Origin of the sequence: Pseudomonas sp. A014, assembly GCF_052378495.1 — a bacterium.
Lineage (GTDB): Bacteria > Pseudomonadota > Gammaproteobacteria > Pseudomonadales > Pseudomonadaceae > Aquipseudomonas > Aquipseudomonas machongensis.
In genome coordinates, this window is the sequence record NZ_CP199001.1 from 4,988,641 (window position 1) to 5,014,304 (window position 25,664).

At 63.4% G+C, this 25,664-nt stretch carries 25 protein-coding genes; 10 read left to right on the forward strand and 15 right to left on the reverse strand.

Features of this window, described 5'->3' with window-relative positions; genetic code table 11:
• Entirely contained in the window at positions 1–456 is a 456-nt protein-coding gene (rimI, locus tag ACTYOL_RS23150; RefSeq protein ID WP_054892492.1) for a ribosomal protein S18-alanine N-acetyltransferase, read from the reverse strand.
• A complete protein-coding gene (locus ACTYOL_RS23155; RefSeq protein WP_444757111.1) occupies positions 453–1,247 on the reverse strand; it encodes an energy transducer TonB in 795 nt (264 codons plus the stop codon). The genes rimI and ACTYOL_RS23155 overlap by 4 nt, the downstream gene beginning before the upstream one ends.
• Positions 1,248–1,534: 287 nt before the next feature.
• Between ACTYOL_RS23155 and mksB the strand changes: the two genes are divergently transcribed.
• From mksB to mksF, 3 genes are read left to right on the forward strand one after another with little or no spacing between them, the layout of a single operon-like run.
• On the forward strand, positions 1,535–2,821 hold the full coding sequence (gene mksB, locus ACTYOL_RS23160; protein WP_054892490.1) for an Mks condensin complex protein MksB: 1,287 nt from the start codon (positions 1,535–1,537) through the stop codon (positions 2,819–2,821).
• A complete protein-coding gene (gene mksE / locus ACTYOL_RS23165; protein WP_054892489.1) occupies positions 2,811–3,518 on the forward strand; it encodes an Mks condensin complex protein MksE in 708 nt (235 codons plus the stop codon). The genes mksB and mksE overlap by 11 nt, the downstream gene beginning before the upstream one ends.
• The gene (gene mksF / locus ACTYOL_RS23170; RefSeq protein ID WP_444757112.1) at positions 3,515–6,346 is read left to right on the forward strand and encodes an Mks condensin complex protein MksF; all 2,832 of its coding nucleotides are present in this window, start codon (positions 3,515–3,517) and stop codon (positions 6,344–6,346) included. The genes mksE and mksF overlap by 4 nt, the downstream gene beginning before the upstream one ends.
• A 124-nt stretch (positions 6,347–6,470) precedes the next feature.
• Here the strand turns inward: mksF and ACTYOL_RS23175 are convergent, their stop codons facing one another.
• The 5 genes from ACTYOL_RS23175 to rplU form a co-directional block, all read right to left on the reverse strand.
• Positions 6,471–6,932, reverse strand: a complete 462-nt coding sequence (locus tag ACTYOL_RS23175; protein ID WP_197893263.1) for a CreA family protein — start codon at positions 6,930–6,932, stop codon at positions 6,471–6,473.
• An 11-nt stretch (positions 6,933–6,943) separates the two neighbouring features.
• Positions 6,944–8,062 carry a glutamate 5-kinase gene (gene proB / locus ACTYOL_RS23180; RefSeq protein ID WP_054892485.1) on the reverse strand — a complete coding sequence of 373 codons (1,119 nt, stop codon included), beginning with the start codon at positions 8,060–8,062 and terminating at the stop codon, positions 6,944–6,946.
• 215 nt (positions 8,063–8,277) lie between these two features.
• Positions 8,278–9,501 carry an Obg family GTPase CgtA gene (gene cgtA, locus ACTYOL_RS23185; RefSeq protein WP_054894071.1) on the reverse strand — a complete coding sequence of 408 codons (1,224 nt, stop codon included), beginning with the start codon at positions 9,499–9,501 and terminating at the stop codon, positions 8,278–8,280.
• 187 nt (positions 9,502–9,688) lie between these two features.
• Positions 9,689–9,946, reverse strand: a complete 258-nt coding sequence (rpmA, locus tag ACTYOL_RS23190) for a 50S ribosomal protein L27 (RefSeq protein ID WP_029614211.1) — start codon at positions 9,944–9,946, stop codon at positions 9,689–9,691.
• Between the two features lie 38 nt (positions 9,947–9,984).
• Positions 9,985–10,299, reverse strand: coding sequence for a 50S ribosomal protein L21 (gene rplU / locus ACTYOL_RS23195; RefSeq protein WP_003247466.1), 315 nt, complete (start codon positions 10,297–10,299; stop codon positions 9,985–9,987).
• 244 nt (positions 10,300–10,543) lie between these two features.
• Between rplU and ACTYOL_RS23200 the strand changes: the two genes are divergently transcribed.
• The 3 genes from ACTYOL_RS23200 (at position 10,544) to ACTYOL_RS23210 (ending at position 12,418) form a co-directional block, all read left to right on the forward strand.
• On the forward strand, positions 10,544–11,512 hold the full coding sequence (locus ACTYOL_RS23200) for a polyprenyl synthetase family protein (protein WP_063546121.1): 969 nt from the start codon (positions 10,544–10,546) through the stop codon (positions 11,510–11,512).
• Positions 11,513–11,684: 172 nt separating this feature from the next.
• A complete protein-coding gene (locus ACTYOL_RS23205; protein WP_054894069.1) occupies positions 11,685–12,026 on the forward strand; it encodes a zinc ribbon domain-containing protein YjdM in 342 nt (113 codons plus the stop codon).
• 146 nt (positions 12,027–12,172) lie between these two features.
• Positions 12,173–12,418 (forward strand): PA4570 family protein, encoded by a 246-nt coding sequence (locus tag ACTYOL_RS23210; RefSeq protein WP_054894068.1) that lies wholly within the window; start codon positions 12,173–12,175, stop codon positions 12,416–12,418.
• Positions 12,419–12,582: 164 nt separating this feature from the next.
• Here ACTYOL_RS23210 and ACTYOL_RS23215 read toward each other — a convergent pair whose 3' ends face one another.
• The 5 genes from ACTYOL_RS23215 to ACTYOL_RS23235 all read right to left on the reverse strand — a co-directional run bounded on the left by ACTYOL_RS23215 (position 12,583) and on the right by ACTYOL_RS23235 (position 17,254).
• A complete protein-coding gene (locus tag ACTYOL_RS23215) occupies positions 12,583–13,200 on the reverse strand; it encodes an FKBP-type peptidyl-prolyl cis-trans isomerase (protein WP_054894067.1) in 618 nt (205 codons plus the stop codon).
• Between the two features lie 86 nt (positions 13,201–13,286).
• The gene (locus tag ACTYOL_RS23220) at positions 13,287–13,592 is read right to left on the reverse strand and encodes a DUF6482 family protein (RefSeq protein ID WP_054894066.1); all 306 of its coding nucleotides are present in this window, start codon (positions 13,590–13,592) and stop codon (positions 13,287–13,289) included.
• A gap of 136 nt (positions 13,593–13,728) precedes the next feature.
• Positions 13,729–14,217: a TIGR00645 family protein gene (locus tag ACTYOL_RS23225; RefSeq protein ID WP_003247486.1), complete on the reverse strand. Its 489-nt coding sequence runs from the start codon at positions 14,215–14,217 to the stop codon at positions 13,729–13,731.
• Between the two features lie 99 nt (positions 14,218–14,316).
• Complete coding sequence (locus tag ACTYOL_RS23230; RefSeq protein WP_054894064.1) at positions 14,317–14,655, reverse strand: PA4575 family protein; 339 nt, start codon at positions 14,653–14,655, stop codon at positions 14,317–14,319.
• Between the two features lie 160 nt (positions 14,656–14,815).
• On the reverse strand, positions 14,816–17,254 hold the full coding sequence (locus tag ACTYOL_RS23235) for a Lon protease family protein (protein ID WP_054894063.1): 2,439 nt from the start codon (positions 17,252–17,254) through the stop codon (positions 14,816–14,818).
• A 253-nt stretch (positions 17,255–17,507) separates the two neighbouring features.
• Between ACTYOL_RS23235 and ACTYOL_RS23240 the strand changes: the two genes are divergently transcribed.
• From ACTYOL_RS23240 to ACTYOL_RS23255, 4 genes are all read left to right on the forward strand, one after another.
• Positions 17,508–17,996: a DUF3015 domain-containing protein gene (locus ACTYOL_RS23240; protein WP_065864072.1), complete on the forward strand. Its 489-nt coding sequence runs from the start codon at positions 17,508–17,510 to the stop codon at positions 17,994–17,996.
• A 78-nt stretch (positions 17,997–18,074) separates the two neighbouring features.
• The gene (locus ACTYOL_RS23245) at positions 18,075–19,928 is read left to right on the forward strand and encodes an Lnb N-terminal periplasmic domain-containing protein (RefSeq protein WP_153774726.1); all 1,854 of its coding nucleotides are present in this window, start codon (positions 18,075–18,077) and stop codon (positions 19,926–19,928) included.
• Between the two features lie 110 nt (positions 19,929–20,038).
• Positions 20,039–20,395, forward strand: coding sequence for a hypothetical protein (locus tag ACTYOL_RS23250; protein ID WP_054894060.1), 357 nt, complete (start codon positions 20,039–20,041; stop codon positions 20,393–20,395).
• A gap of 68 nt (positions 20,396–20,463) precedes the next feature.
• Positions 20,464–20,961, forward strand: a complete 498-nt coding sequence (locus tag ACTYOL_RS23255; protein WP_063546126.1) for a GreA/GreB family elongation factor — start codon at positions 20,464–20,466, stop codon at positions 20,959–20,961.
• A gap of 131 nt (positions 20,962–21,092) precedes the next feature.
• Here the strand turns inward: ACTYOL_RS23255 and gdhA are convergent, their stop codons facing one another.
• The 3 genes from gdhA to ACTYOL_RS23270 form a co-directional block, all read right to left on the reverse strand.
• A complete protein-coding gene (gdhA, locus tag ACTYOL_RS23260) occupies positions 21,093–22,433 on the reverse strand; it encodes an NADP-specific glutamate dehydrogenase (protein ID WP_444757113.1) in 1,341 nt (446 codons plus the stop codon).
• A gap of 299 nt (positions 22,434–22,732) precedes the next feature.
• A complete protein-coding gene (gene ettA, locus ACTYOL_RS23265; RefSeq protein ID WP_054894058.1) occupies positions 22,733–24,400 on the reverse strand; it encodes an energy-dependent translational throttle protein EttA in 1,668 nt (555 codons plus the stop codon).
• Between the two features lie 384 nt (positions 24,401–24,784).
• Positions 24,785–25,660 (reverse strand): manganese catalase family protein, encoded by an 876-nt coding sequence (locus ACTYOL_RS23270; RefSeq protein ID WP_054894057.1) that lies wholly within the window; start codon positions 25,658–25,660, stop codon positions 24,785–24,787.
• Positions 25,661–25,664: the final 4 nt, after the last annotated feature.

Here is a 25,664-nt window from a genome sequence, read left to right on the forward strand (position 1 = left end):
TCACTCTTCGAACAGGGTGCAGGCCATCACCAGGGCGTCTTCACGTCCGCCAGCGGCCGGGTAGTAATCCCGACGCCGACCGATTTCGTTGAATCCGTAGCGTTCGTACAAACGATAGGCCGACTGGTTGCTGGCACGTACTTCCAGGAAACATTCGCGCCCATTGAGCTGCCAGGCTCGCGCCATCAGGTGTTCGAGCAGCCGCAAACCCAGGCCGCGCCCCTGGTTTTCTGGCTTGACCGTGATGTTGAGCAGGTGCGCTTCGTCGATGATCACGTTGATCACGCCATGCCCGACCTGTTGCTGGCCGTCGAACATCAGCCACACTTCGTAGGACTTGAGCGCATCCTGGAAGATCCCGCGGGTCCAGGGGTGGCTGAAGGCGGCATATTCGATCTTCAGCACGCTATCCAGATCCGCCTCGGTCATCGGGCGGAAACTGATCGAGTCACTCATTCAACGCTCTTCCAGCGCGCCATCAGCTGGCGCATCGCTTTCCAGACGTCCGCCTTGCGTTGCGGCTCGTCCATCAACAGTTCAAGACCCGGCAACGCCCAGACGTCGCCCAGGCCATCGATCTTCAGTGCTTGGTAGTAGGCCTGGGCATCGGCGTCGCCGGCAAAACGCACCGCTGGCAGGCCGATCAGCCACAGGCAGGTGCAGGGGACCTCTTCGAGGCGGGCCTGGATGAAGCCCTGGACGAAATCACGCGCAGCCTCCGGCCCCTGCTCCATGTTGCCGCGCACGAACAGCGGCCAGCGCACCGGCTCGCCGATGATCTGCGGCGCGTCCGGCAGGCCGGCGGCGCGCAGCATGTCCTTGAGCAACAGGTAAGAAGGGTCGCGGCTCTGGAACGGCTGGCCGGTGGCGAGCTCCACCAGCAACAGGCACGTGCCGGCACGCAGCAGTTGCAGGGCAAAACGCGGCGGAGGCACAGGCGCCGGACGTGCGGCCTTGGGGGCTTCCTCTTCGCGCTCGACCGGCTTGGCAGCGGCCTTGGGCGTGCTGCCGGGGCGTGGGATCTCGATTTTCGGGCGTTCGCCAGAGCGGGCATGGGCCGGCGCGGCTTCGCCCTGCGCAGGCGCCTGGCGCACCGGCTGCGCCTCGATATCCAGATCCTCGACCGGCGCCACCGGCAACAGCAGCTCGGGGCGCGAAGGCGCGGCGAACGGCAGTTCGGCACGCGGCAGCCAGTGCACCACTTGCATGGCGGAAAGGTAGGCGCGGCGGCGGGGTTCGGTCAGCAAGGCTCGGGTATCCCGGGGGTTTGGTTCAGTCGGGCATTCTAACGCTGTTGGCGGCGGCGTGCCGCAACAGGCTGGCGGAAATTTATCGCCTGTGCCGGCCCTATCGCGGGGCAAGCCCGCTCCCACAGGTACAGCGCCTGCCCCACCAACGGTGATAAGCCAGTGGGAGCGGGCTTGCCCGCGAAGAGGCTGGCACAGATCAACGCAAATCCCGGACCAAGGGGTGAAATCCTCCCCCCCGTATGCAGTACAATCGCCCCTTTTATTTGGCAAGAGTCGACCCGCCAATGATCGAACCCAAGCGCGTCCTGCGCGCCCTAGCCGAACACTGGGCCCTGATCGAGCCGCTGTGCGAGCGCTTCGACCAGGGCACCCTGAGCCTGGTCGAGCTGCGTCAGCAACTGGCCCGCCAGCAGGTGGAGAGCACGCCGCAGGACATCACCCAGCTGCTCGACGTGTGGATTCGCCTGGATATCCTGGTCCCGGTGGCCAAGAGCCCGAACCGCTTCGAGCTCAACGCGCAGATCCACGACTTCCTCGCCTACCTGCGTCGCGAGCACCGCCTGGGCCTGTGCCTGGAGATCGAAGCCTACCTGCGCCACCTCGAGCGCCTCGCCGGGCACATCCAGGACGCCTTCGACAACCGCGACAGCGACGACCTGGCGCGCCAGTTACGCCTGCTCGACATGCGCGTGCGCGATGTGCTGAAGAAGCTCGACAACGACGAACAGGCGCTGGTCGCGGTGGCCGAACGGGCCAAGACCAGCAACCGCCAGATCCCGCTGCGCCAGCGCTACGCCGAAGTGCTGGCGACCTGGGACGAATACGTCGAGCCGATGATCCAGCTGGTCAACGCCGACGGTGCCTTCGAGCAGGGCGTACGCAAGGTCGAGACCGTGCTGCTGCGCCTGTTGGGCGAGCAGGCGCGCCTCGGCCACTTGGTCGATGACGACATGCTGCTGCGCACCCACGCGCGCATCCTCGAGATGCAGACCAGCGCACAGCTCACCCTGCGCCACGCGCGCGAGCTGCTGCTGCCACTGCGCGAGGAAGCGCGCCGGCACAACGCCGTCACCCGCGGCGCGGCACTGGCGCTGTCGGTGATCCGCAAGAAAGGCATCGATGCCGTGCCGCAGGCGGCCATGCCGATGTTCACCCGCCCGCAGAGCACCTTCCTCGGCAGCGCCAGCCAGGTCGAGGCCTATGTCTATGCCCTGGCCCGCTTCGAGCCCAAGCCTGCGCGCTTCCCCAAGGCGCACAAGACCCACAAGGGCCCGCTGCCACGCGCGCCGCGTACGGTCAAGGAAATGCTCGAGCGCTGCGAAGACGCCCTGCCGCTGCCTGACCTGATGGTCTGGCTGCTGGAGCAGGAACCCGAAGGCGCCACCGACGAGTTGCTGTACTGGTTCTCGCGCCTCTCGCGCGAGAAGCGCTTCAGCCGCGAGCGCCTGCAGCGCCAGGACTACACCACCCGCGAACACCTGGTCAGCCTGCGTTCCTTCGCCCTGACATCCAGCCGCGAACAACAACCGGCAGCCACCGAATCCACCGCGAGCCCAGCCAATGCATCTTGATCTTTCCGAACTGTCCCAGCTCGCGCCGATCTTCCGCGAGCTGTTCAAGGGCTTCCACGTCAGCCGCCGCGACCCGGAACTGTACGCCCAACTGTCGAACTTCCAGGACCAGTACCGCACCCTGTTCAAGGCGCTCGGTTTCGAGCTGGTCTGCGACACCCGTGGCTTCTACTACTTCGTCCCCGAGCAGGCCGCCGCGCAGGTCAACAAGACCGCCCAGCGCCTGTCGCTGTTCACCTTCATCCTGGTCGAGCACCTGGCCGACCAGGGCCGCGACCCGATGGCCGTGCTCGACGGCGGCAGCATCGGCCGCGACGAGTTGCCCTCGCTGCTGGAGAAATACCGCGACCTGTTCCTGCAGGCCGAAGTGCAGACGGTCGAGGAGCTCGAAGAGAAGATCCTGCGCCGCATGACCCAGCTGGGCTTCGCCCACGAAGAAGGCGGCATCTACCGCTTCCTGCCGCCGATGCACCGCTTCCTCGATGTGTGCCTGTCGGTCCAGCAGGACCGCGACCTGGCCGCCACCCTGCACAGCGACCTGCCGCTGCCGGTCCCGGTGCTGGTCGAGGAAGAAACCCCGGAACAACTCAACCGCACCGACGATCCGCTCGACCTCACCCCCTTCGAGGGCGAAGAGAGCGAAGAGGACGCCCTGGCCCGGGCCATCCGCGAAGAGCAACAGGAGATTGACGCATGAGCCAGGAACGCTACGGCATTCGCCGCTTCGCACTGCTCAACACCGCCGGCTACAGCCTCGGCCTGTTCCCGCTGGAACATCCGCTGTCGGTCTATGGCGCGAACAACCTGGGTAAATCGGCATCGATCAACGCCCTGCAATTCCCGATCCTGGCGCGCATGTCGGACATGAGCTTCGGCAAGTACAGCCTGGAGCAGTCGCGGCGCTTCTACTTCGCCAGCGACACCAGCTACATCCTCTGCGAACTGAACCTGCCCCACGGCCCGCACGTGATCGGCGTGGTCGGGCGCGGCCCGGGCGGCGGCTTCGGCCACCAGTTCTTCGCCTACCAGGGTGAGCTGGACCTGGCTCACTACCAGAAAGACGACACCTGCCTGCGCCAGAAGGAGCTGTTCACCAACCTCGAGCGCAACGGCCTCAAGGCCTACGAACTCAAGCCGGACGAACTGCGCCGGCTGTTGGTCGGCGGCCACACCTCGGTGCCGCTGGACCTCACCCTGATCCCGCTGCGCTCGACCAGCGAGCAGAGCCTGAAGACCTTCCGCGCACTGTTCATCAACTTGCTGCACATGCGCGAGATCACTGCCGCCAAGCTCAAGCAGCTGTTCCTGGATGCCTTCGAGCACAGCCTGCGCTCGGGCAGCGTCGACTACATTGCGGCTTGTGAAGAAGCCTTCCGCGACGTGCGCCGCATGGAGCAGGACTACAACGCCCTGGTCGCTGCCGGCCCGCTGGTCGAAGCACTTGCCGGCGGCGTGGCCCAGCGCGACATCCTGCGCGGCAAGCTGCACCGTCTCTCCCCCCTGCTCGACAGCCTGCTCGGCACCTGGCAGGACTACGCCATAGCGCGCAAGGAAGAGCTGGTGATCCAGGCCGAGCACTACCGCGCCGAGCAGGATGGCTTGCAGAACGACCAGCGTGGCGGCACCCAGGAGCTGATGCGCCTGGAACGCGAGATCACCGGCATCCAGCGCTGGCTCGGCGAGCTGTCGGTGCTCAAGCACCGCTTCGCCCTGGTCGATGACGTCAAGGTCCTGGAGCAGCAACTGCTCGCCGCCAAGGACGCCCACGACGAACTGGCCGGCGCCCTGGCGCAGTCGCGCCAGTTCTCCGCCGAAGACCTCGACGAACGCGTGCGCGACCTGGAAAAACGCGTCAAGGCAGTCAAGCAGCAGCTCGAACACGCCGACAACAACAGCTACGCACGCCTGCGCGAAGAGTTCTCGCAACAGGACGTCGATCGCCTGATGCGCCTGTTCAATGGCGCGCTGTTCAGCCTGCCGCTGGGCGATCGGGGCATCGAACTGGACGACAGCGACCTGTGGGTCAAGACGCTTGAAGGCGTGCTCGACAGCTTCAAGGGCGAGCGCTTCGAAGTGCCGGGCCTGTCCATCGACCTGTCGCACATCGAGCCGCCAGCGCTGCAGGCACTGGCCGACCGTGCGGCCCTGCGCGACCAGAAAGAACGCCTGGAAAAGGAGCTCAAGCAGCTCAAGACCCAGCAGGCCGTGGCCCTGGACCGCGCCGCGAGCAAGGCCCAGACCGAGGCGCTGTACCAGCAGGTGCTGGATGCGCAGAAGGCCCTTGAGGACTTCCGCCGCACCGAGACCCTGAGCGCCGAAGAGCCAGAGAAGATGGAGCAACTGGCGCAGTTCGAAGCCGCCCAGGACGAGCTCAAGCGCTCCAGCGACGCCTTCACCGAGCGCGTCCAGCAGTTGTCGGCCAAGCTGCAACTGGTCGGCCGCCAGATCGCCGACATGGAAGCCAAGCAGCGCACCCTGGACGATGCCCTGCGCCGCCGCCAGCTGTTGCCGGCCGACCTGCCGTTCGGCACGCCGTTCATGGAGCCGGTCGATGACTCGATGGACAACCTGCTGCCGCTGCTGAACGACTACCAGGACAGTTGGCAGGCGCTGCAGCGCGTCGACAACCAGATCGAGGCGCTGTATGCCCAGGTGCGCCTGAAAGGTGTGGCCAAGTTCGACAGCGAAGACGACATGGAACGTCGCCTGATGCTGCTGATCAACGCCTACTCGCACCGCACCGAGGAAGCCCTCACCCTGGCCAAGGCGCGCCGCGCGGCGGTCACCGACATCGCCCGGACCCTGCGCAACATCCGCAGCGACTACGACAGCCTCGAGCACCAGCTGGCGCTGTTCAACCGCGAGATCAACAAGCGCCAGGTGTCCAACCTGGAGAGTTTCCGCGTGGTGCTGGCGCCGAACAAGGAAGCGCTCAAGCACATCGACCAGATCATCCACAGTGCCGGCCAGTACGAGGAAGGCGAAACGCTGTCGGTGTTCGACCTCACGCAGAGCGCCGAGCAGGATCACAAGAACGAAGAGGCCAAGGAGTACCTGGCGCGGCTGGTAGCGGCCAACCACAACCAGTTGGGCCTGAAAGACCTGTTCGAGCTGGCCTTCGAGATCACCAAGATCAACAGCCAGCCGGTGATCCACGCCGACATCGACGGCGCCGCATCCAACGGCACCACCATGACCATCAAGGCGCTGACCAACATGTACCTGTTGCTGCACCTGATGGATCGCGACCTGGCCGGGCGCATCCGCCTGCCCTACTACCTCGACGAAGCGGCGGACATCGACGAACGCAACCAGGCGGCGCTGCTGGAGACCAGCCAGCAACTGGGCTTCGTGCCGATTCTGGCGAGCGTGAAGCCGCAGGTGTCGGCGCGCGTGGCGATCGACCTGGAAGGCGGCAGCGGGCCGAACGGGATCTACATCGACGAGGCGGACTGGAAGTACATCAGCCGCCGGGATGAAGTGAAGGCGATCGTGCGTGAGGATCAGGCCGAAGAGCTGGCCTGAGGCAACCGCGGCCCATTCCTGTAGGAGCGGGCTTGCCCCGCGATAGGGCCCGACTTGGCAACCTCGCCGCCAGGTCGGGCCCTATCGCGGGGCAAGCCCGCTCCCACAGGGGGAGCTGCGTCGTTTATTGGGCATGCGCCCAAGGCAGGATCGGAATCGCCGTCACCGCATTCTGCGGGCTACCTTCGACTATCCGGTCGCTGTACACCAGGTACACCAGCGTATTGCGCTTCTTGTCGAGAAAACGCACCACCTGCATGGTCTTGAACACCAGCGAGGTGCGCTCCTTGAACACCTCCTCGCCATCCTTGAGCTCACCCTTGAAGTTGATCGGCCCAACCTGACGGCAGGCGATCGATGCCTCTGCGCGGTCCTCCGCCAACCCCAACCCACCCTTCACGCCGCCGGTCTTGGCTCGCGACAGGTAGCAGGTCACACCTTCGACCTTGGGATCGTCAAACGCCTCGACCACGATGCGGTCGTTGGGCCCAAGGAACTTGAACACGGTGGACACCTGGCCGATTTCCTCGGCGCCGGCCAGCATCGGCAGCATCAGCGCTGCCACGGCAAACATCCTTTTCAGCATGGGCGTCTCCTTCAGACCAGGACCAGGTTGTCGCGGTGCACCAGCTCGGGCTCGGCGCTGTAGCCCAGCAGGCTTTCGATGGCGTCCGACGGCTGACCGATGATCTTCTGCGCCTCCAGGGCGCTGTAGTTGGCCAGGCCACGGGCCACTTCCAGGCCATCGGGTCCGACGCAGACCACCATCTCGCCACGGCGGAAGCTGCCCTGCACAGTCTTCACGCCGACCGGCAACAGGCTCTTGTTCGATTCGCGCAGGGCCTTCACAGCGCCAGCATCGAGCACCAGGGTGCCGCGGGTCTGCAGGTGGCCAGCCAGCCACTGCTTGCGCGCAGCGAGCATGCCGCGCTCAGGCGACAGCAAGGTGCCCAGGCGCTCGCCGGCCTTCAGGCGGTCCAGTACACGCTCGATACGGCCACCGATGATGATGGTATGGGCACCGGAGCGCGCAGCCAGGCGTGCGGCACGCAGCTTGGTCTGCATGCCACCGCGCCCCAGGGCGCCACCGGTACCGCCCGCCACGGCGTCGAGCGACGGATCGTCGGCGCGGGCTTCATAGATCAGTTGGGCTTCAGGGTTGTTGCGCGGGTCGGCGTCGAACATGCCGTCGCGGTCGGTGAGGATCACCAGCAGGTCGGCCTCGACCAGGTTGGCCACCAGCGCGGCCAGGGTGTCGTTGTCGCCGAAACGGATCTCATCGGTGACCACGGTATCGTTCTCGTTGATCACCGGCACCACGCCCAGGTCGACCAGGGTGCGCAGGGTGCTGCGGGCATTGAGGTAGCGCTTGCGGTCGGAGAGGTCGTCGTGGGTCAGGAGGATCTGCGCGGTGTGCTTGCCGTGCTCGCCGAAGCTCGACTCCCAGGCCTGCACCAGGCGCATCTGGCCGAGCGAGGCGGCCGCCTGCAGCTCGTTCATCGCACTCGGTCGCGTGGTCCAGCCCAGCTGGCTCATGCCTGCGGCCACGGCCCCGGAGGAGACCAATACCAGTTCCACGCCCGCTTCACGCAGTGCGACCATCTGCTCGACCCAGACCGCCATCGCACCACGGTCGAGGCCCTTGCCATCGGCGGTCAGCAGCGCACTGCCGATCTTCACGACCCAGCGCTTGGCGCCCGTCACCTTGCTTCGCATCTTCTCTTCCAACCTATGTCGAATCTGTAGATACCAAAACGCCGCTCATTTGAGCGGCGTACCGTGAGAGGGTGTTGAGGCCATCGCGGGACAAGCCCGCTCCCATAAGGATCGCAGCGGACCTGTGGGAGCGGGCTCGTCCCGCGATGGGCTCAACGCCCAAGCCTGATCACGGCACACTGCTCGAAGAGCGGCGTCCAGTGTACTGCAACCGGTCAGTCGCGCACGTAAATGATTTCCGGGCCGTCCTCGTCGTCCTCGAAGTCATCCCAGTCGTCATCGTCGCCGATGTCGTGGACGCTCTTGACCCCGGTACGACGCAGGGTACGAGCGTCGTCCAGGGCCTGCAGCTGGGCACGGGCCTCGTCTTCGATGCGCTGGTCGAGTTCGTTGAGCTCGGCGGCGTAGGCCGGGTCGTTGGCCAGGCGGTCGGCGCGGTCTTCGAGGAAGCGCATCAGGTCGTGGCTGAGCTTCTCGGTGCCCTGCTTGGAGATCGCCGAGATCACGTAGACCGGGCCATCCCAGTTCAGGCGGTCGACGACTTCCTTCACACGCTCGTCACGCTCGTCTTCCATCAGCATGTCGGCCTTGTTCAGCACCAGCCAGCGCTCGCGATCGACCAGCGCCGGGCTGAACTGCGCCAGCTCGTTGATGATCACTTCGGCGGCATCGGCCGGGCTGCTCTCGTCCAGCGGCGCGAGGTCGACCAGGTGCAGCAGCACACGGGTACGGGCCAGGTGCTTGAGGAAGCGGATACCCAGACCGGCACCTTCGGAGGCGCCCTCGATCAAGCCGGGAATGTCGGCGATGACGAAGCTCTTCCAGCGGTCGACGCTGACCACGCCCAGGTTCGGCACCAGGGTGGTGAACGGGTAGTCGGCCACCTTTGGCTTGGCGGCCGAGACGGCGCGAATGAAGGTGCTCTTGCCAGCGTTCGGCAGGCCCAGCAGGCCGACGTCGGCGAGCACTTTCAATTCCATCTTCAGGTCGCGCTGGTCGCCTGGTTTGCCAGGAGTGGTCTGACGCGGCGCACGGTTGGTACTCGACTTGAAACGGGTGTTGCCCAGACCGTGCCAGCCGCCCTGGGCGACCATCAGCTTCTGACCCGGGGTGATCAGGTCGCCGATGACTTCCTGGGTGGAGGCATCGATCACCGTGGTGCCGACCGGCACGCGCAGGAACAGGTCCTCGCCCTTCTTGCCGGTGCAATCGGTGCTGCCGCCATTCTGGCCGCGCTGGGCCTCGTGGTGGCGGGTGTAGCGGTAGTCGACCAGGGTGTTGAGGTTCTCGTCGGCCACCATGTACACCGAGCCGCCGTCGCCACCGTCACCGCCGTTGGGACCACCGTTCTCGATGAATTTTTCGCGGCGGAAGCTCATGCAACCGTTACCGCCGTCACCGGCTTTTACCCGGATCGATACTTCGTCAACAAACTTCATTCAAAACCGCCTCTCGTCGGACGACGAGCTGAAAACCAGAAAACCCTGAGGCTCTTGCAAAAATGAGCGCGGCGGCCCCGTATCATCAGAAACCAACGCCGGCAGCCCAGACAAACAGCTTTGCAAGAGGCTCACCACAAACGAAAAAGCCCCGTCGCATGACGGGGCTTCTGGAGCGACGTCGCGATTAAGCGGCGACGATGCTCACGTAACGGCGGTTGAACTCGCCTTTCTTCTCGAACTTGATCACGCCGTCGATCTTGGCGAACAAGGTGTGATCCTTGCCCATGCCAACGCCGTAGCCAGCGTGGAATTCGGTGCCGCGCTGACGGACGATGATGTTGCCCGGCTTGATAACCTGGCCGCCATACATCTTCACGCCAAGGCGTTTCGATTCTGAGTCGCGACCGTTACGAGTACTACCACCAGCCTTCTTGTGAGCCATGGTTCAATTCTCCAAATAAATTCAGGGGACCTAGGGGATTAAGCCTGGATACCGGTGATTTTGATCTCGGTGAACCACTGGCGGTGGCCCATGCGCTTCATGTGGTGCTTACGACGACGGAACTTGATGATACGAACCTTGTCGTGGCGGCCTTGCGAAACAACTTCGGCCACTACTTTGGCGCCAGCAACGACTGGAGCACCGATGGTGACTTCTTCACCGTTGGCGACCAGCAGAACGCGATCGAAAGTCACGGATTCGCCAGTGGCGACTTCCAGTTTTTCGATCTTGAGGAATTCACCTTCAGCGACTTTGTACTGCTTGCCGCCGGTAACGATTACTGCGTAGGACATTTTGAATCTCCGATAATCCTGCTCACCCAGCGCTTTATATGATGAGTATTGGCTGGCATGGCTGCACGAGGCTGGAACGGCCCGGTGCAATTGCGTAAGGCAGGTGCTGCCCAGGAAGTTAGGGTGCGCGATTGTACGCAACCCGGTAAAGCCTTGCAAGTGCCGCCCCGAGGGTGCAGGCAGCGCGCCTTGACACACCGGGACCCGCGACCTAGCATGCCGCGCAACCTCAATGGAGCAGCCGATGCAACCCCAATCCTTCTACCGCGCGGTAGCTGACGATTTCAGCGCCGTCGACGAGATCATCAAGAAGCAGCTGACCTCGCGCGTGCCGCTGGTATCGAAGATCGGCGACTATATCACATCCGCTGGTGGCAAGCGCCTGCGCCCATTGCTGGTGCTGCTGTGCGGCAAGGCCCTGGGCCGTGAAGGCGACGACCTGCGCCTGCTGGCCGCGACCATCGAATTCCTGCACACCGCCACCCTGCTGCACGACGATGTGGTCGACATGTCCGGCATGCGCCGCGGCCGCTCCACTGCCAATGCCCTGTGGGGTAACGCCCCGAGCGTGCTGGTCGGCGACTTCCTCTATTCGCGCTCGTTCGAAATGATGGTCGAACTGGGCTCGATGCCGGTCATGCAGATCCTGTCCAAGGCCACCCGGGTGATCGCCGAGGGTGAAGTGCTGCAGCTGTCGCGCGTGCGTGATGCCAGCACCACCGAAGAGGTGTACATGGACGTCATCCGCGGCAAGACCGCCATGCTCTTCGAAGCCTCGACCCACAGCGCCGCGGCGCTGGCCGGCGCCAGCGACGAACAGCGCGAGGCCCTGCGCACCTTCGGCGACCACCTGGGCGTGGCCTTCCAGCTGGTCGACGACCTGCTCGACTACAAGGGCGACTCCGAAACCCTGGGCAAGAACGTCGGCGACGACCTGGCCGAAGGCAAGCCCACCCTGCCACTGATCTACACCATGCGCGAAGGCACACCAGAGCAGGCGGCGCTGGTGCGCCAGGCCATCCAGAAGGGCGGCCTGGAAGACCTCGAGCAGATCCGCATTGCCGTCGAAGCCTCCGGCGCACTCGACTACACCGCACGGATGGCCCGCGACTACGTCGCCCGCGCCATCGCCTGCCTGGAAGTGCTGCCAGCAAGCGAATACCGTGATGCACTGGTCGAGCTGAGCGAGTTTGCGGTCGCGCGTACGCACTGATAGATCGCATCGTCTTCATTCGCGGGCAAGCCCACTCCCACAAGGACCTGATGTACTTGGGTCCTGTGGGAGCGGGCTTGCCCGCGAATGCTTTGGTGCGGACAAAAAACATTTTCGCCGCAAAACCTTATACAATGTGCGCCTTTAACCCTCTGTACACCAAGGAAACGAAGTGAGCACTCTGCCGCCCTGCCCCGCCTGCAACTCCGAATACACCTACGAGGATGGCACCCAACTGATCTGCCCCGAATGCGCCCACGAGTGGTCGGCCAGCGGCGACGCCGAGACGGCCAGCGATGACGTGGTGAAAAAAGATTCGGTCGGCAACGTCCTGCAGGATGGCGACACCGTCACCGTGATCAAGGACCTCAAGGTCAAGGGCTCGTCGCTGGTGGTCAAGGTCGGCACCAAGGTCAAGAACATCCGCCTGTGCGACGGCGACCACGATATCGACTGCAAGATCGACGGCATCGGCGCGATGAAACTCAAGTCCGAGTTCGTGCGCAAGGTCTGAGGCTATTTGCAGGGCTGCCCTCGGGTGGCCCTGACAGATCCTGCAACGGGATCATCTGCACCCTTCGGCAGAATTAATCCAATAGTCACTTGCTATTTTGATAATAAGAATTATTCTCATTGGAACGCTTTCCAAGGAGAATAGCCATGACCTACCTGATCGACGCCTGGCTCGACCGCCCCCATCCCTACCTGCGCATCCTCCATCGCGAGACCGGCGAAGTCTGTGCCGTACTCGAGGAAGAAGCACTCGACGAACTGCGTGACCAGGGCGACCTGGACCTCAACGGCCTGAACTCGAGTGAGCCTGGAGTACTGAAGGAGCTGGTGAGGAATCTGTTTCTGTTCTGCTATGCGCGGGCGTTGCGCCCAGGGGGAACGGATTGGAATTGAGGCCGGCATTACCGGCCTCTTCGCGGGACCAGCCTGCTCCCACAGGGATTGGGCTGGTCCTTAGATTTTGAACAAGACAGCCGCTCCCACCAGTAAATCTGCGCATTAGAGCCTGCAGGGCACATGTGGGAGCGGGCTGGTCCCGCGATGAAGACAACGCAGTCTTACAGAACGTCGAGCAGCTCGACGTCGAACACCAGCACGCTGTGCGGCGGGATGCTACCAACGCCTTGCGCGCCATAGGCCAGCTCGCTCGGCACGTACAGGCGCCACTTGCTGCCAGCGTTCATCAGTTGCAGCGCTTCGGTCCAGCCAGCGATCACGCCACCTACCGGGAATTCGGCAGGCTGGCCACGCTCGTAGGAGCTGTCGAACACGGTGCCGTCGATCAGGGTGCCGTGGTAGTGGGTACGCACGTTGTCTTCGCGGCTCGGCTTGGCGCCGCTACCAGCGGTCAGCACTTCGAACTGCAGGCCCGAAGCCAGGGTGGTGATGCCGTCACGCTTGGCATTCTCGACCAGGAAGGCCTTGCCCTCGGCGGCGGCGGCTTCGGCTTTGGCGGCAGCTTCGGCCTGCATCACTTCGCGGATAACCTTGAAGCTGGCAGACAGGTCGGCTTCGCTGACACGGCTGTCGGCACCGTTGAAGGCGTCGGTCAGGCCAGCGAGAATCGCTTCCAGGTTCACGCCTGGTGGTGGGTTGTCGCGCAGCTGGCCGCCCAGCTGACGGCCGATGCCGTAGCTGACGCGGGATTCGTCGGTGGACAGGTTGAGTTCGGACATTGGCTTGCTCCGCTTAAGGGCGCACTGCATCCGCGCCCTTGGTCAAAAGGGCAAGCAGCCTAGCACACTGGGGCCGCGCGAAGCAGCTACCAGGCCGAACGCTGGGATATCGGGACCTTGAGGTCTTCCTCCGGGTGGCTGCCCATCCCGCACATCTCATCCTGCACCGACCAGTGCACCAGGTTCATCGACAGCATGGGCAGGGCTTGCAGGAGCAAGCGAGCATCTTCGACCGAGTGCACCCGCAGGCGCTCGCCACGGGGATCGTTCAACGGATGGGCATGACCCTTGATCCGGGCCTCGAGCAAGTAATCGCCGCCTTCGATGGCGATCAGGTTGAGTTCATCGACGTGGCCGGCCCTGGCCTCGGTATTGAGCTGATGCAGGTTCATGGATGCACCTCGCTGTGGGAAGCCCACATAATTGCTCATTTTTTGTACAGAAGCCGGGATTAGACAAGAGGCCTCTCGTCGGTCGGAAGCACGTCGCCCTTCTCGCGGGCGAACTCGCGAGAAGGGCGATACCGACTCAATGCTTGGTCAGCTTGTCCAGATAGCCCATGCAGAAGGCCGAGACCACGAAGGTCATGTGGATGATCACGTACCACATCAGGTAGTCGGTGGAGATGTTCTGCGCATCCATGAACACGCGCAGCAGGTGGATCGAGGAAATGGCCACGATCGACGCCGCAACCTTCATCTTCAGCGAAGAAGAGTCCATCTTGCCCAGCCAGTTGAGCTTCTCCTTGCTCTCGTCGATGTCCAGTTGCGAGACGAAGTTCTCGTAGCCGGAGATCATCACCATCACCAACAGGCCGCCGACCAGCGACATGTCGATCAGCGACAGGATCACCAGGATCAGGTCCGCTTCGCTCAGCGCGAAGACGTTGGGCAGGACGTGGACCACTTCCTGGAAGAACTTCAGCGCCAGCGCCAGCAAGCCCAGCGACAGGCCGAAATAGATGGGTGCGAGCAGCCAGCGAGAGGCATACATCGCGTTTTCGAGAATACGTTCCATGGAGGATAGGGACTCATGAGATGACTGGAAAAGCGTGCGCGAGTATAGCCAGCCATCAATGACAGCAAAAGTCTGCGGCGGGTTGCCGCAGAGTCCTCTTCAATTATCCGGACGGAACTGGTAATCCCCGATATTGCGGCAACGTTCTCCGTTGATCCGCCGCAATTGCGCCTGCAGGTGCAGGCACCAGATCTGCGGGTCTTCAGCCACCTGGTAGCCGTGCAGGGTCAAGCTGTCGACAACGGCGTTCATCACCGATTCGGCCACCATCGGCCCATGAAACGGCCCTTGTGCCTTGATCGCCGAAGGCTGTTCACCGGACATGCCGGCGGCAAACAGCAAGGTCCACATGCCGTTGTCGCCGGCCAGCGGACGGATGCTGCACTCGATGCGGGTCACCAGGCCAAGGCACTGGCGGGTGAGGCTGAGGTTGCGCATGGCGGCGTCCCCTCTGAGAAGCCCTGTTCAGCCTGCAAGACAGGCTGTTTCCATCCTGAACCCTGAAAACTCCTTAAGTTCCAGCATAGATGACAGGTGGGCATTGCTGGAAAACCGGCGCTGAACGGTAGCACTTGGCCGCCAGCGCCAGTTTATTGACTCAGGCCGGCTTGGCCTGGGCCACCATCTCCTCCAGCCGTTCCTTCTCGGCCTCCTTGATCTCTTCCTCGCTGATCATCTCGGCGATGACCCGCAGACGCTCGACCACCCGCGCGTTGACGCTGCCTTCAGGGAATTCGCCCTTCTCGTCCGGCGTCCCGGCATCCTCGCCCACCAGCAGGCTCAGCGCTTCATCGGCCTGGCTCACCGCATAGACATGGAAGCGCCCGGCTTCGACCGCCTGCAGCACGCGCTCGTCGAGCATCAGCGTGGCAACGTTGGCGCGCGGGATGATCACCCCTTGCTCGCCAGTCAGGCCACGCGCTTCGCACAGGCGGAAGAAGCCTTCGATCTTCTCGTTGACCCCGCCCACCGCTTGCACTTCGCCGAACTGGTTGATCGAACCGGTGATGGCGAAGCACTGCTTGAGCGGCGTGCGCGACAACGCCGAGATCAACGTACAGGCCTCGCCAAGCGAGGCACTGTCGCCATCCACATAGCCATAGGACTGTTCCAGGGCAATGCTCGCCGAGATCGCCAGGGGGAATTCCTGGGCGTAGCGGCTGCCCAGGTACCCGGTGAGGATCATCACGCCTTTGGAGTGGATCGGCTGGCCGAGGTTGACCTCACGCTCGATGTCGACGATGCCGCTGCCACCCGGGTAGACCGTGGCGGAGATCCGCGCAGGCATGCCAAATGCCGAATCGCCGACCTCCAGTACCGTCAGGCCGTTGCACTTGCCGATGGCAGCGCCTTCGCTGTCGATCAGGATGATGCCGGCGAGCATGTCATCGAGCACCCGCTGCGACACCCGCCCGGTGCGGGTCGCCTTGGCCTTGAGCGCACGCTCGATGTGGCCTGCGTCGGTCATCTCGTCGTTGGCCAACTGGCGGATGAAGTCAGCCTCGCTGACCAGCTGGAACAGGTCGCCGATACGCGCCGAGAGCCGCGACTGGTTCTCTGCCAGGCGCGCGCTGAAGGTCGCCAGGCGCGCCACGGCATCGCTGGTCAGCGGCGCCATGCCCTCTTCATTGGTACGCGTACGCAGCAGCTGGGCGAACTGCTCGAGGTTCTCGTCGACCATCGGCATGTCTTCGTCGAAGTCGACCAGGACGCGGAACATCTCCTGGAAGTCCGAATCGTGGTCCTGCAGCGCGTAGTAGAGCTGACGCGAGCCGATGATCACCAGCTTGACGTTGAGCGGGATCATCTGCGGCGTCAGGGTGACGGTGGCGATGCGACCCAGCTCGCCCAGCGGCGACTCCATTTTCAGCTTGCGCGACTGCAGCGCGCGCTTGAGTGCATCCCAGACGAAGGGCTCGCCCAGCATTTTTTCCGCTTCCAGGATCAGGAAGCCGCCATTGGCGCGGTGCAATGCACCGGGACGCAGCTGGCGGTAGGAAGTGGAAAGCGCGCCCTGGTCAGTGCTGTACTCGATGCGACCGAACAGGTTGTCGTAGGTCGGGTGCGGCTCGAACACCACCGGCGCGCCGCCATTGACCGGATGCCCCACCACCAGGCTTGGCGCGTACTGCTCTTCGAGCATCTTGCGCGCCACCGCGTCGGTCTTGGCATCGTCGACCAGTTGCTCGACCACGGTGCGCAGCAGGTTCAACTGCACCGACTGCAGGTAGGCGCACACCGCAGCGTTCTCGGCGTACTTCTCCGACAGAGGGGCCAGTAGCGGTTGCAGGGCCAGGGTGATGGTTTCTTCGTTCAGTTCGCGCAGCTGATTGTTCGACTCGCGCTTCCACTGCGGCAGGCTGGACAGCTCCTCGTTGAGACGCTCCTCCAGCTCGGCGATGTCTTCGTGGAACTGCTCGCGGACCTCTTCAGGCAACTGGGCGAACTCGGCCTCATCCAGCGCCTTGCCGTCGGCCATGGGGGTGAAGGCGACATTGCTGGCGTCGCGGTACAGCGCCACGTCCTTTTCCAGCGACGCGCGTTCGATCACATCCAGGGCACGGTCGTAGCGCTGGTTGAAGGCGCGATCGATGGCGCCCTTCTTCTGCTGGTAGGACGGGTGCTCGAACACCGCCGGGAAGGTCGCCAGCAGGTTGCCGATCAAACCGTTCATATCGGCGATGAACTCGCCAGCAGTGCCTGCCGGCAACTCCAGCGCACGCGGCTCGCGGGTGTCTTCGAAATTATTGACGTAGACCCGGTCAGCCGGGGTCTGCTGGCGCTTGCCCTCGGCCTTGAGGTAGCGCTTGACGAAGGAGAAGCGGCCGGTGCCCGGCTCGCCCATCACATAGACGTTGTAGCCAGGGCGTGGCATGGCCACGCCGAACTGCAGGGCCTCGACGGCACGCTCCTGGCCCAGTACTCCGCGAAACGGCTCCAGATCATCGGTGTTGGTGAAGGCAAACTGCTCGGGGGAAAAACGCCGGGTCAGGGCTTCGGGCGCGAGACGCAGGCGCGCAGCAACAGGATCGGGCATTGGGTTTCCTTACTTCGGCGGGGCGGATACGCAGCATTCTGGCGCCGGGGGCGCGCGCCTTGCAAGGCTCCGCGGGACTTTATGTCGCAGGCGTTAAAAAGGTTTGTCCAAGATTTTTTCGCAATCAACTACGCAACTATTGGATCGTGCCTAAACTCCAAACTGCGCGGGTGGGTAAAACGCTTCCCCGTCCTGGCAGTGAACTGCCAGACAACCCTGATCATTGATACGTATCGAAAAAGAGAATAACGCTATGAAACGGATTCTTCTGGGTACCTTGTTCGCCGCGGTTTCGATCAATGCCATGGCCGAAGCGCCAGGCGGCCCGAACTGCGGTTGGGGCAACCTGCTGTTCGAAGGCCAGCGCGGCACTCCGGCGCACTTCCTGGCCTCCACCACCAACGGCACCTCCGGTAACGCCACCTTCGGCATGACCTCCGGCACCAACGGCTGCTCCACCAAGGCCGCGCTCACCTACGGCGGTAAATCGTGGCTGGCCATGAATGGCACCATGAACGAACTGTCCGAAGACATGGCCCAGGGCCAGGGCGAAGCCCTGACCACCTACGCCGTGGTACTGGGCGTCAAACCCGAAGACCGCGCGCACTTCGCCTCGGTCACCCACGACCACTTCCAGCAGATCTTCAGCAGCGCCAACGTCACTGCCGAAGATGTCCACAACAACACCATCGCGGTCCTGAAAAAAGATCCGCAACTGGCGAAATACGCTACCGAAGCGTAAGTTCGACCCTGCCCGCCCCGCTTGCGGGGCGGGTTTCGCCCGCCTCCCTTCGGCATCATTCAGAAGTAGTTGCCCGATATGCTCAAACGCTTCGCCTACCTGACGTTATGCGCCTGCGCCCCTGCCTACGCGACACCTTCATTGGATGAGGCGCGGGTGCAGCAGTTGGCCGCCGACCGCTACTGGATCGCACTGGGTCACTACGAAACCGCCAAGCTGGGCGGTTGGCGCAGTTATGTGGACGACGACAAATTCTTTCTCGCCGAGGACGGCGCCCATCATCCGGATCGCGAACTGCGGGCCACGGTCGATGCGCTGTATGCCCCGGCCAGCCTGGGCGACAAACACGCCCAATGCGTCTTTCCGGCGCGCACCCGCTGGCTGCGCGAGCAACTGCAGCTCAGCGACCTGCCGACCCCGGACTGCCAGGAATACAGCCGCTGGTACGCCGACGTCGCACCGCACAGCGCGGTGTTGATCTTCCCGGCGGCCTACCTCAACAGCCCGTCCTCGATGTTCGGCCATACCCTGCTGCGCATCGACAAGGCCGACACCCGCAGCAACGACACCACGCTGCTCAGCTACGCGATCAACTTCGGCGCCTATATCGAAGGCAGCGACAACAGCATCCTCTACGCCTGGAAAGGCCTGATGGGCGGCTACCCCGGGCTGTTCGCGATGATGCCGTACCAGGAGAAACTCTCCGAATACCGCAGCCTGGAGAACCGCGACCTGTGGGAGTACCAGCTGGACCTGACGCCTGAAGAGACCGGGCGCATGGTCGAGCACGTCTGGGAACTCAAGCAGGTGCAGTTCGACTACTTCTTCTTCGACGAGAACTGCTCCTACCGCCTGCTGGAGCTGCTGCAGGTCGCCCGCCCCGGGCTGGACCTGACCTCGCAGTTCCCGCTCACCGCCATCCCCACCGACACGGTCAAGGCCGTCAAGCAGTCGGGGCTGGTGTCCGATGTGCGCTACCGGCCATCGCGCGAACGCGAGCTGCTGGCCCGCGCCGAGCCACTGGACCATCACGAAAAACAGCAGGTATTGGCCGTCAGCGCCGACACCGCGCAATTGCAAAGCCCCGCGTTCACCGCCCTGCCCCGCGAACGCCAGGCCCTGGTACAAGATGCCGCCTATCGCCTGGAACGCTACCGCGCCACCGGCCAGGAGCGTGACCCCGAACAGGCCAGGCGCAGCTTCGAGCTGCTGCGGGCAATCAACCGCAACCCGCCGCCACCGCTGCAGATCGAACGCCCCGGCCTGCCTGAGGACGGTCACCAGTCGCGGACCTGGCAGTTGGGTGTCGGCACCCGCGAAGACCGCGCCTTCGCCGAGTATGGCTTGCGCATGGCCTACCACGACCTCAACGACAACGCCTACGGCTTCCCGCTCGGCGCACAGATCGAGATTCTCCAGCTCAAGCTGCGCCAGTACGAGGGCAACGACTGGCAGGTGCAACGCCTCGACCTGGCCACCATCCGCTCACTGACCCCGCGCAACGAGCTGCTCAAACCCTGGTCGTGGCAGGTGGCCGGCGGCCTCGAGCGGGTGCCGGGCAAGCATGACGACGAAGTGTTGGTCAGCCACGTCAACGGTGGCGGCGGTGGCACCTGGCAGCTCGCCGACGGCCTGCTGGGCTTCGCTCTCGGTACGGTGCGGGTCGAACACCACAACGACTTCGCCGAGTTCATCTCGCCGGCAGCCGGTTTCAATGGCGGCCTGCTGTGGCGCAACGGGCTGGGCAACATGACCCTGGAGGCGAAAGGCGATTACTTCACCAATGGCGAAGTGCGGCGCAGCCTGAGCCTGAACCAGCAGTGGGAGATTTCGCAGAACCTGGGCCTGCGGTTGAGCGCCAAGCGCGAGTTCAGCCACCTGGCCACCGCGCAGAACGAGGTGATGCTCGAATTGAAGTGGTATCAGTACTGATACCACTCACAGGGATTCGCATCATGACGCGCAATCCTTCGACGGCGTTTTGACATCGCCACGACAATCCGCGACCTAGACTTCCCCTATCACCCGGAGGTCCAGAGTCTATGTTGCGGTACGCGTTCGCCCTGTGGATAACCCTGCTGCTGGTCGGCTGCCAGTCCACCCACGAGCAGATGCTCGACCAGGGCTATCCACCGGCCTACGCCGATGGATTCCAGGACGGCTGCAGCAGCGGCCGCCAGGCAGCCGGGCTGATGGTCGGTGATTTTCGCAAGGACGTGCCGCGCTACCTCCACGACCGCCGCTACGAAAGCGGTTGGGACGACGGCTTTCGCCAGTGCCATGCCATGCAGAACAGCGAAGACACGCGCCAGTACCGAGAGCGCTACTGGGACGAGCGTGACCGCGACTGGCAACAGGAAAAAGACCGCGGTGCCGCGCGCGCCTATCGCCACAATTAGGTCGCAGCCAGACATTCAGGGAAACCCGACAGCCCTCACCATGGTCTCCAGAAACAAGGAGGCCGTTCATGAGCCGAGCATTCGTCAACGAAGACCAGGCCGCCGCCCAGGCCAGCCAGCCGGTGGAGCGACGGGTCAGCGACCAGCCCAACTACGTCACCGCCAGCGGGCTTGCACAGTTGCAGCAACGCGTGGCGGCGCTCATTGCCCTGCACAGCGATCTGCAAGCCCAGGGTGAGCATGCCGACAAACAGCGCCTGGCCGATACCGAGCGCGACCTGCGCTATTTCCGGGCACGCGTACAGAGCGCCCAGGTGGTGCCACCTGCAACCTCGCAGGACAAGGTGCAGATCGGTAGCCGGGTGAGGTTCGTCGATGAGCAGGATGAGGAGCACAGGGTGCAGCTGGTCGGGGAAGATCAGGCCGATGCAGCGCGGGGGTTGATCAATTGGGGCTCACCGCTGGGGCGGGCGCTGCTTGGCGCGGGGCCTGGGGATGAAGTGGTATGGCGGCGGCCTGCGGGGGATCTGTCCATCGAGGTGGTCGAGATCCTGGGAGAAGGTTAGGGGCTGCTGCGCAGCTCAATCGCGATTCCTGTACGAGCAACTGTCTTGCTCAAAATCTAAAGACCAGCCCAATCCCTGTGGGAGCGGGCTTGTCCCGCGATTGGGCCGCAAAGCGGCCCGACGATCTCGAATCAGACCACGCCCTGCGCCAGCATGGCATCCGCCACTTTCACGAAGCCGGCGATGTTCGCGCCCTTGACGTAGTTGACCGACCCATCGGCCTGCTCGCCATAGTGCACGCACGCATGGTGGATCGACTGCATGATCGCATGCAGCTTGCTGTCCACCTCACCCGCTGTCCACAACAGGCGCATGGCGTTCTGCGACATCTCAAGGCCCGACACCGCAACGCCACCGGCATTGGACGCCTTGCCCGGTGCAAACAAGGTGCCGGCTTCGATGAACACATCCACCGCTTCCAGAGTGGTCGGCATGTTGGCGCCTTCAGCCACACAGATGCAGCCGTTGCTCAGCAGTGTGCGGGCATCCTCGAGGTCCAGTTCGTTCTGCGTGGCGCACGGCAGGGCGATGTCGCACGGCAGGCTCCACGGCGTCTGGCCCTTGCGGAACTCCAGGCCAAAACGCTCGGCCAGCTCGCTGATGCGGCCGCGCTTGACGTTCTTGAGCTCCAACAGCGCATCCCACTGCTCGTCGTTCAGCCCGGCCTCGCAGAACAGCGTGCCCTCGGAGTCGGACAGCGAGATCACCTTGCCGCCCAGGTCCATGACCTTGCGCGCCGCATACTGGGCGACGTTGCCAGAACCGGAGATGGCCACGCGACGCCCGTCGATGCGCAGGCCCTTGCGCTTGAGCATCTCTTCGGCGAAATACACGCAGCCGTAGCCGGTGGCCTCAGGACGGATAAGGCTGCCGCCGTAGGTCATACCCTTGCCGGTCAGCACCGAGGTGAACTGGTTGGCCAGGCGCTTGTACTGGCCGAACATGAAGCCGATCTCACGGGCGCCCACACCGATATCGCCGGCCGGCACGTCGAGGTCAGCACCGATGTGGCGGTACAGCTCGCTCATGAACGCCTGACAGAAGCGCATGACTTCGGCGTCGCTCTTGCCCTTGGGGTCGAAGTCCGAGCCGCCCTTGCCGCCCCCCATGGGCAGCGAGGTCAGCGAGTTCTTGAACACCTGCTCGAAGGCCAGGAACTTGAGCACACCCAGGTTCACCGACGGATGGAAACGCAGGCCGCCCTTGTACGGGCCGATGGCGCTGCTCATCTGGATGCGATAGCCGCGGTTGACCTGGACCTTACCCTGGTCATCGACCCACGACACACGGAACAGTACCGCACGCTCCGGCTCGACCATGCGTTCGAGAATGCCGGCCTGCAGGTAGTGGGGATTGGCTTCGAGGAATGGCCAGAGACTGCGCAGCACCTCTTCGACGGCCTGGTGGAATTCGGGTTGGGCAGGGTCACGCTGCTTCAGGCGTGCAAGGAAATGGTCGACGGATTCGATCATGGTAGACATCTCACCAAGAGGATTGGACTTATTGATTTTTTCCGGACTCTATCAAGAAGCAATCGCACTGGAACAGGGCAAAATGTCGTTTTTCTGAATTTTTTTGGTGCGTTTTATATAAATGTATACAAATTGTCACCGCGGTGTGGCAGTCGCGGGCAAGCCCGCTCCCACAGGGAAGCTTGCAGTTCCAAGCCCTTGCAGGAGCGGGCTTGCCCGCGAATGAAGCCACCACCGCTCCCAGCCAGGCACAAAAATGGGGCCCCTGAGGGCCCCATCCTTGTGCAACGAAAACCGGCTTACTGCGCCAGCTTCTTGTGCCGTACCCGATGCGGCTGGGCAGCAGCGTCGCCCAGGCGCTTCTTGCGATCGGCTTCGTACTCGGTGTAGTTGCCCTCGAAGAACACCACGTTCGAATCATCTTCGTAGGCCAGGATGTGGGTCGCCACACGGTCCAGGAACCAACGGTCGTGGGAAATCACGATGGCGGCGCCCGGGAAGTCCAGCAGGGCTTCCTCCAGCGAACGCAGGGTCTCGACGTCGAGGTCGTTGGACGGTTCGTCGAGCAGCAGGACGTTGCCGCCCTCTTTCAAGGTCAGCGCCAGGTGCAGACGGCCACGCTCACCACCGGAGAGGTCCTTGACGAACTTCTGCTGGTCGCCGCCCTTGAAGTTGAAGCGGCCCACGTAGGTACGCGACGGGATCTCGTAGTTGCCGATGCGAATCTGGTCGGAACCGTCGGAGATCTGCTGGAACACGGTCTTGCTGCCGTCCAGGTCCTCGCGGCTCTGGTCGACGCAGGCCAGTTGCACGGTTTCACCGATCTCGATGCTGCCCGAGTCCGGCTGCTCCTTGCCCATCAGCATGCGGAACAGGGTCGACTTACCGGCACCGTTACCACCGATAACGCCGACGATGGCGCCTTTTGGCATGGAGAACGACAGGTTGTCGATCAGCACGCGATCGCCATAGCCCTTGGAGACATTCTTGAACTCGATGACCTTGTCGCCCAGGCGCGGACCTGCCGGGATGTAGATCTCGTTGGTCTCGCTGCGCTTCTGGAATTCCTGCGATTGCATCTCTTCGAAACGCTGCAGACGGGCCTTGGACTTGGACTGGCGAGCCTTGGCGCCTTTGCGCACCCACTCCAGTTCCTCTTTCATGGCTTTCTCGTGGGCGCTTTGCTGCTTGGATTCCTGCGCCAGACGCTCCGACTTGGCTTCCAGCCAACCCGAGTAGTTGCCTTCGTACGGGATGCCCGCGCCGCGGTCCAGTTCCAGGATCCAGCCGGCGACGTTGTCGAGGAAGTAGCGGTCGTGGGTAATGGCCACCACGGTGCCGGGGAAGTCGTGCAGGAAGCGCTCCAGCCAGGCTACCGAGTCGGCGTCCAGGTGGTTGGTCGGTTCGTCCAGCAGCAGCATGTCGGGGGCAGACAGCAGCAGGCGGCACAGCGCCACACGGCGCTTCTCGCCACCGGACAGGTGCTCGATCTTCGCATCCCAGGCCGGCAGGCGCAGGGCATCGGCGGCGACGTCCAGCTGACGCTCCAGGTTGTGGCCGTCGGCGGCCTGCAGGATGGCTTCGAGCTTGGCCTGCTCGGCGGCCAGCTTGTCGAAGTCGGCATCCGGGTCGGCGTAGGCCGCGTAGACCTCGTCCAGGCGCGCCTGGGCGTCCTTGATCACGCTGACCGCTTCCTCGACCACTTCACGCACGGTCTTGCTCGCGTCCAGCTGGGGCTCCTGCGGCAGGTAGCCGACATTGATGTCGGGCATCGGACGGGCTTCGCCATCGAATTCCTTGTCGACACCCGCCATGATCCGCAGCAGCGTGGACTTACCGGCGCCGTTCAGGCCCAGTACGCCGATCTTGGCGCCGGGGAAGAACGACAGGGAGATGTTCTTGAGAATTTCCCGCTTCGGCGGCACGACCTTGCTCAGCCGATGCATGGTGTAGACGTATTGAGCCATTCTGTGGACCTCTTGCACAAACGTGAATAAAACTGACAACTACCTGGCCAGCTTTGCAAAATGGGCCATTGTCGAGCTTTAAGGGCGTTCAGCGCAAATTCGCTTGCTGGGTACGATGTGCCCTGTCTGAAATGAGGTCTCATGTCGCTGGCCAAACGCCCGCGGCAGCGCTTGCGGGGTGGCCCACATAGGGTTGCGGTCGAAGAGAGAGCCACTGCGCAAGCCTGCTGCTCAACTCTCAAGGAAGAAGTGGCCATGGCTGAATGGCTGACGGACCACTTGCCAGAGGTGACCTGCGCGCTCCCGGCCCGATCCCCCCCACAGACACCGAAGCCAAGCGTTGACCAGCGCCCCGCGCCGAATCAGCTCCGGCGCGGGGTGTTCTCATTGCTGTCCATTGTTGACCTTGCCGAGCTCCGCCCCGGTCAAAGGTTGCGCCTCTGGATTCGACTGAGTACGGAGTTTCATTGCCTCGACAACCTGTGCACTGGTTTCGTCGAGCTGGACACTGGCCGATCCATCGCCGCCGTCCACTGCAGGCTGGGGTTCGTCGACGTAGACCCAGTCTTGTCCCTCGTTCCACGCCCCGCGCATTTCACCGCCTTTGGACAGATTGAAGTAGGTGCGATTGAGTTCAGGGTCTCCTGGCAGCTTGCCTTGTGGAAAGTTTGGCTGAATGGCGTGCAACGCCTTTTCGAACGACATCTGGTGGGCGATCTCGCGACTCATCAGGAAACCCAGCGCATCTTTGATGCCAGGATCATCGGTGACGTTGATCAGCCGTTCGTAGACAATCTTGGCGCGAGCCTCGGCGGCAATGTTCGAACGCAGGTCGGCAGTCGGTTCGCCAATGGTATCGATGTAGGCTGCGCTCCAGGGTACGCCGGCGGAATTCACCAGCGGCGCCCCAGCCCCATACAACAGGCTTGTGATGTGGGAGTCGTTGCCGGCGCCGGTCAGCGAGCGGTAAAGCTCGCCCTCGCTCTCTATGCCTTCGGCCAGGTTGCCCTTGGCCCCCTTGTTGAGCATCACCACGATCGAACCGATGATCTCCAGGTGGCTGAGTTCTTCGGTCGCAATGTCATAGAGCATGTCCTTGCGTCCTGGATCGTCCTCACTGACAGCCTGGGTGAAATAGCGCATGGCTGCAGCCAGCTCACCCTGTGGGCCTCCGAACTGTTCCAGGAGCAAATTGGCAAGGCCGGGATTGGGTTGCGCCACGCGCACGGTGTACTGCAATCGTTTGTTGTGCATGAACATAAGC